The 4,979-nt window shown below is 47.1% G+C and carries 5 protein-coding genes; 3 read left to right on the top strand and 2 right to left on the bottom strand.

Annotation, left to right across the window (positions count from 1 at the left end):
- The first annotated feature begins 97 nt into the window (after positions 1 to 97).
- The 3 genes from AC3DOM_RS15590 to AC3DOM_RS15580 all read left to right on the top strand — a co-directional run bounded on the left by AC3DOM_RS15590 (position 98) and on the right by AC3DOM_RS15580 (position 4,448).
- On the top strand, positions 98 to 1,537 hold the full coding sequence (locus AC3DOM_RS15590; RefSeq protein ID WP_487919965.1) for an FAD-dependent oxidoreductase: 1,440 nt from the start codon (positions 98 to 100) through the stop codon (positions 1,535 to 1,537).
- Positions 1,538 to 1,976: 439 nt separating this feature from the next.
- Entirely contained in the window at positions 1,977 to 3,479 is a 1,503-nt protein-coding gene (locus AC3DOM_RS15585; protein WP_487919964.1) for a carboxypeptidase M32, read from the top strand.
- A 60-nt stretch (positions 3,480 to 3,539) separates the two neighbouring features.
- Entirely contained in the window at positions 3,540 to 4,448 is a 909-nt protein-coding gene (locus AC3DOM_RS15580) for a hypothetical protein (RefSeq protein WP_487919963.1), read from the top strand.
- Here the strand turns inward: AC3DOM_RS15580 and AC3DOM_RS15575 are convergent.
- Both AC3DOM_RS15575 and AC3DOM_RS15570 read right to left on the bottom strand, forming a co-directional pair.
- Positions 4,445 to 4,717, bottom strand: coding sequence for a hypothetical protein (locus AC3DOM_RS15575; protein ID WP_487919962.1), 273 nt, complete (start codon positions 4,715 to 4,717; stop codon positions 4,445 to 4,447). The genes AC3DOM_RS15580 and AC3DOM_RS15575 overlap by 4 nt on opposite strands.
- 51 nt (positions 4,718 to 4,768) lie before the next feature.
- Positions 4,769 to 4,979, bottom strand: a 211-nt coding sequence (locus AC3DOM_RS15570) for an aminomethyltransferase beta-barrel domain-containing protein (RefSeq protein ID WP_487919961.1), incomplete at its 5' end; no start/stop codon positions are given.

Genomic DNA, 4,979 nt, shown 5'->3' with positions numbered 1-4,979 from the left:
CCATTGTCCCCAAATTTGGTGACATAAAAACCTGTGTTCATCCATAAAGATTGGGTATCATCATAAAGCCCTTTTTATCGTAATCTCGGAGGTAAGTATGCAAGCTGTCCCAAGCGAATTTTTAGCTATCAATCGCAAAAAGCGTGCGCAAGAGCCGTTTCTTGAATTAGACCTACGTCCTGCTGAAAAGCGGGTTTGTGACTTTAATGAAGTTGTCATCGCCTTCACCCCAGAGCAAGCCCAAATAGAGGCTGCCCGGTGTATACACTGCCCTGATCCCGCACCATGCATGGTTGCCTGCCCGACCCACAACGATATCCCTTCGGCAATGTGGCTGATTGAACTGGGCCGCTTTGCTGATGCAGCAAAACTTTATCATAATACGAGCTCCCTCCCAGAGGTTTGCGGACGTGTCTGTCCCCACGAACAACTCTGCGAAGGCTCCTGCGTCCTGAATAAAACAGGAGAACCAGTAATTACTGGTCAATTGGAAGTTTTTGCTATTACTCAGGAGCGCGAACTTGAACCCTACGTACCTGAAATTGCACCGCCAACTGGTAAAAAAGTTGCTATTGTTGGCGCTGGCCCGGCTGGCATTGCCTGTGCCGACCAGCTACTTCAACTTGGACATGAGGTTACCGTATTTGACGCCAAGCCTGCTCCCGGTGGATTATTGGTTTACGGCATCCCGAACTTTAAACTTTCCAAAGAAGTATTCTTCGAACGCTGGAAAGATATAGAAAAACTAGGTGCGAAATTTATTGGCAATACCTACGTTGGAAAAGACAAAACCATCGACGATATTTTTGCTGAGGGGTTCGAGGCGATGTTTATCGGCGTCGGCTCAGGGATCGATGCTCCCATGGAAATTCCCGGCGAAGATCTGCCTGGGGTCTACGAAGCAACTGACTATCTCATTCGTGGTAATGTCAGCAAGGATATTTTGCCAAAAGGTTCCAAGCCATTACCCGACCTTGGTAATGACGTGGTCGTCATTGGCGGCGGCGACACAGCATCGGATTGCTTGCGCACATCTGTCCGCATAGGCATTGAAAACGTAACCTGTCTCTACCGCCGTACTGAAGCTGAAATGCCCGGCAGCGCCAAAGATCGCAAGCTGGCAAAACAAGAGGGAGCTAAATACCGTTTCCTCACCCAACCTGTCCAATTCATCGCTGGCAAAGACGGTAAATTGGCAGCTGTTGAATGTATCGAAATGGAACTTGGAGAACCCGATGATAGTGGTCGCCGACGCCCTGTTCCAGTGGAAGGCTCAAATTTCAGCGTCCCGGCATCAACCGCGATCAAGGCGCTAGGCTACTGGCCCGACCCAATTATCGGCAAATCTACTCCTGATCTGGAAACCCATAAATGGGGACTGACAAAAGTAACCGATCCGGAAACAGGCCAAACTTCCCGTGAGGGTATCTTTGCCGGAGGGGATGGCGTCACTGGTCCAGATTTGGTCGTGACCGCAATGGTTGCGGGCAGAAAATCTGCAGAAGCCATTGACAAATACCTAAAGAATAAAAAATAACATTAAAAACAGGTCGGCGCCATAAACGCCGACCTGTTTTTTTTTATATTAGACCTCTTGCAAAAGTCCCTTTTTGACACTGCTCTAGCCGCCGGAAACACTGATGCAAGAGGTCTATTGATATCCACATTCAAATGACAATAAATTGCACAATTTGTTTTGGAAGTGCCTAATTTGGTGAGTATTTGTCATAGCGAACGAATGGAGCGAGCGTGGTAATCCTCTTGTTTGTCGGGGAGATTGCTTCGTCGGGTGAAACTCTCCTCGCACTGTGCCTGCGGCTCAGTACAGGCAATGACGGATAAGGCTTTACTCACGCTTTTAGCCACTCCCTTTATTTTTCACCTTTGATAGAAGGTGGTCGAGGTGGTATTATTCCTGTCACGTAAAACGATATTGCCTGCTTGCAGAAGGTTTAACCAATTTTCAGGAGTATCAAATGAACGAAATTTTTACAAAACTTAAAAATCTTCTCGGCGAAGTTGCCGACCTGGATGCCGCCCAGGCCGTTCTTGGTTGGGATCAGCAAACTTATATGCCACCCGGTGGCGCAGACGCACGTGGCAATCAGCTTGCCACATTGGGAAGTCTGACACATCAAAAATTTACATCACCTGAAATAGGGCTATTAATTGCTGAACTAAAAACTGAATTTGCCGATGCCAATCCAGATTCAGATGAGGCGCGCTATCTAAAGGTAGCCTCCAAAGATTACGATAAAGCGACTAAAGTACCTCCGGAATATATAGCCAAATTTGCCAAATTAACGGCTCGCGGTCATGAATCCTGGGCAAAGGCACGCGAAGAATCAGATTTCTCCATCTTCCAGTCAGATTTGGAAGAGATTGTCGAAATGCGCAAGGAATATATTTCCTTCTTCCCACCAGCTGATCACCCCTACGACACACTCCTGGACGAGTTTGAGCCTGGGATGAAAACTTCCGAAGTGCAGGGGATTTTTGGCAAACTACGCACAAAACAGGTAGAACTTTTACAGGCAATTGCTGCTGCAAAACAGGTAGACGACCGCTTTATGCACGTCAACTACCCCGAAAAGCAGCAATGGGATTTTGGTGTTGAAGTCGCGACAAAATTCGGCTATGACTGGAAGCGTGGGCGTCAGGATAAATCGGTCCATCCTTTCACTACATCTTTCGGTATCAATGATGTCCGCATTACCACTCGTTTTATGGAAAATTTTCTTCCTTCTGCCCTTTTCGGCACAATGCACGAAGCTGGTCATGGACTTTATGAAATGGGCGTAAATCAAAAATATGAACGCACACCCCTCAACGGCGGCGCATCACTCGGAGTTCACGAATCCCAGTCAAGATTATGGGAAAATCTTGTTGGCCGCTCAATGCCCTTCTGGGAGCATTTCTATCCGCGCCTGAAGAAAATCTTCCCATCCCAATTAGGCAATATCGAGCTATCTGCTTTTTATAATGGAATCAACAAAGTTGAGCCATCGCTGATCCGTGTGGAAGCCGACGAAGCTACCTATAATATGCACATTATGCTCCGACTAGAGTTGGAGATCGCCATGATCGAAGGTAGTGTTGAAATCAAAGATTTGCCCGAACTCTGGAACAGCAAGGTAAAGGAATATCTCGGTATCACCCCGCCTGATGATGCCCAGGGCGTTTTACAGGATATCCATTGGTCCTTTGGTGGGCTGGGCTACTTCTCCACCTATGCTCTCGGGAATCTGATCTCCGTCCAACTTTGGGAAAAGATTAATCAAGATATTCCTGATCTGGATGAGAAAATTCGCCAGGGGAAATTTGAGGCTCTCCTGGGATGGCTAGGAACAAATATCCATACGCATGGGCGAAAATACGAGCCACAGGAACTCGTCGAGAATGTGACCGGATCAAAGATCACACCGGAACCATATCTGCGTTACCTGGATGGAAAATATAGCGAAATATACGGGCTATAAGAAAATAACAAAATATATGATGTGTTTATGACCAACACATAACCATTTTATTTTTACGAAATGATACAAAAAATCACGCTTATACTTACATTCTTATCTCTGGTTGGATGCAATCGGACCAGTACCCTTCTGCCAACCCCCATCCCGGAAGATCATTTGCCGACGGTGGTTGCGCTTACAGCCGCTGCAATCATGGAGGCCATGCCAACTGAGGTTGCCCCAATATTTCCAATTACTCCAACAACGATCCCCTCACCCACTCTCACGCCAATGCCGGCGCCGACAATTACTCATACGCCAACTCCCGGACCAATAGCTCCTTCCCCTGAGATCCAAATTCTTGCTCCGGGACCCATGTCAAAAGTCGTTTCGCCAATAATTTTAAAAAGCTATATCCGCCCCGGTGCACATGGAAAAATTCTAGTTGAATTACTCGGTGAAGACGGACGCTTATTGGCACGTGATCTGATTGTCCGCGAGAGCATTCTCGTTGAAGGAGCATATGTCAGACTGGAGATTCCTTTCGAAACACATGCCGCTGCTGAATTGGGGCGATTGCAGATCAGCACCAAGGATGAATTTGGCCGTCCGCTTGAAACCAAAAGCGTTCACATATTATTGCTCTCTATTGGGGAAAATGATATCAACCCAGGCGATTCACCTTATGCCCGCTCTGTAATTTTTTATCCAAGAAAGAAAGATATTATCATTGGTGGCACAATGCCACTCATCGGAGAAATCCAAGCCTTTAATGACCTTTCGGTGATAATGGAGCTACTTGACGAGGAGGGGAAAACGCTGGGGCTACGAAATCTTTCAACGACCCCGGGGAACAGAGAAATATTTGAGACTACGATCACGTACAAGGTGAATGAGCAAACCCCTGCACGTCTGATCATCCGCCAGGCTGATAAGCGCTTCGAGGGAAATGTATATCTCCACAGTCAGGAAGTACTTCTCAATCCTTAATTTTTTAGATTTTTTTCAACCAGCCCCAGCCATTCCCCTAAAAACAGAAAAACCAACGCTCCCACCGCCCCCATTCCCAAATCCAGGGGGCCCAAGAGAAATAAATGCCAACCTTGCCAACTTGCAAAAAAATGTCCCCCAAAAAAACCCAGCCAGGCCAAAACAAGATAGAAGAGAATTCGTCCAGGTCCACCCCCACGCCAAAGGTGGTAAATAGTACCGAAAAGACTGGCAATGATTAAACCGAGAAGGGCCGAAGGAAGGGTCATAACATCTCCGAAACAGATTTCAATTCGCTGAAGGATTTTTTTCGAATCTTTTCAATTTGTATTTTCACCGTACTTCTCCTCTGCGGATTGAATTATTCCGCCGCCCAGACAAACTTCACCATCATAAAAGACAGCCGCCTGCCCAGCGGTGATGTCGCGCTGGGGCGTCTCAAACGTGACCTGGGTTTGCCCCCTTACGCCAGACAGTATCTCGGCCCAGGCCTCTTTTGCCGTATATCTAATTTTGACCTGGGCACGCATC

It is taken from the genome of Candidatus Desulfolinea nitratireducens (assembly GCF_982879505.1).
Note: the sequence above shows the minus strand (reverse complement) of the source record. Positions and strands in the feature narration are given on the sequence as shown.

Excerpts from the sequence above, each read along its gene's own strand:
- AC3DOM_RS15590 (WP_487919965.1), top strand. The coding sequence starts at position 98 with ATGCAAGCTGTCCCAAGCGAATTTTTAGCTATCAATCGCAAAAAGCGT.
- AC3DOM_RS15585 (WP_487919964.1), top strand. The coding sequence starts at position 1,977 with ATGAACGAAATTTTTACAAAACTTAAAAATCTTCTCGGCGAAGTTGCC.
- AC3DOM_RS15580 (WP_487919963.1), top strand. The coding sequence starts at position 3,540 with ATGATACAAAAAATCACGCTTATACTTACATTCTTATCTCTGGTTGGA.
- AC3DOM_RS15575 (WP_487919962.1), bottom strand. The coding sequence starts at position 4,717 with ATGACCCTTCCTTCGGCCCTTCTCGGTTTAATCATTGCCAGTCTTTTC.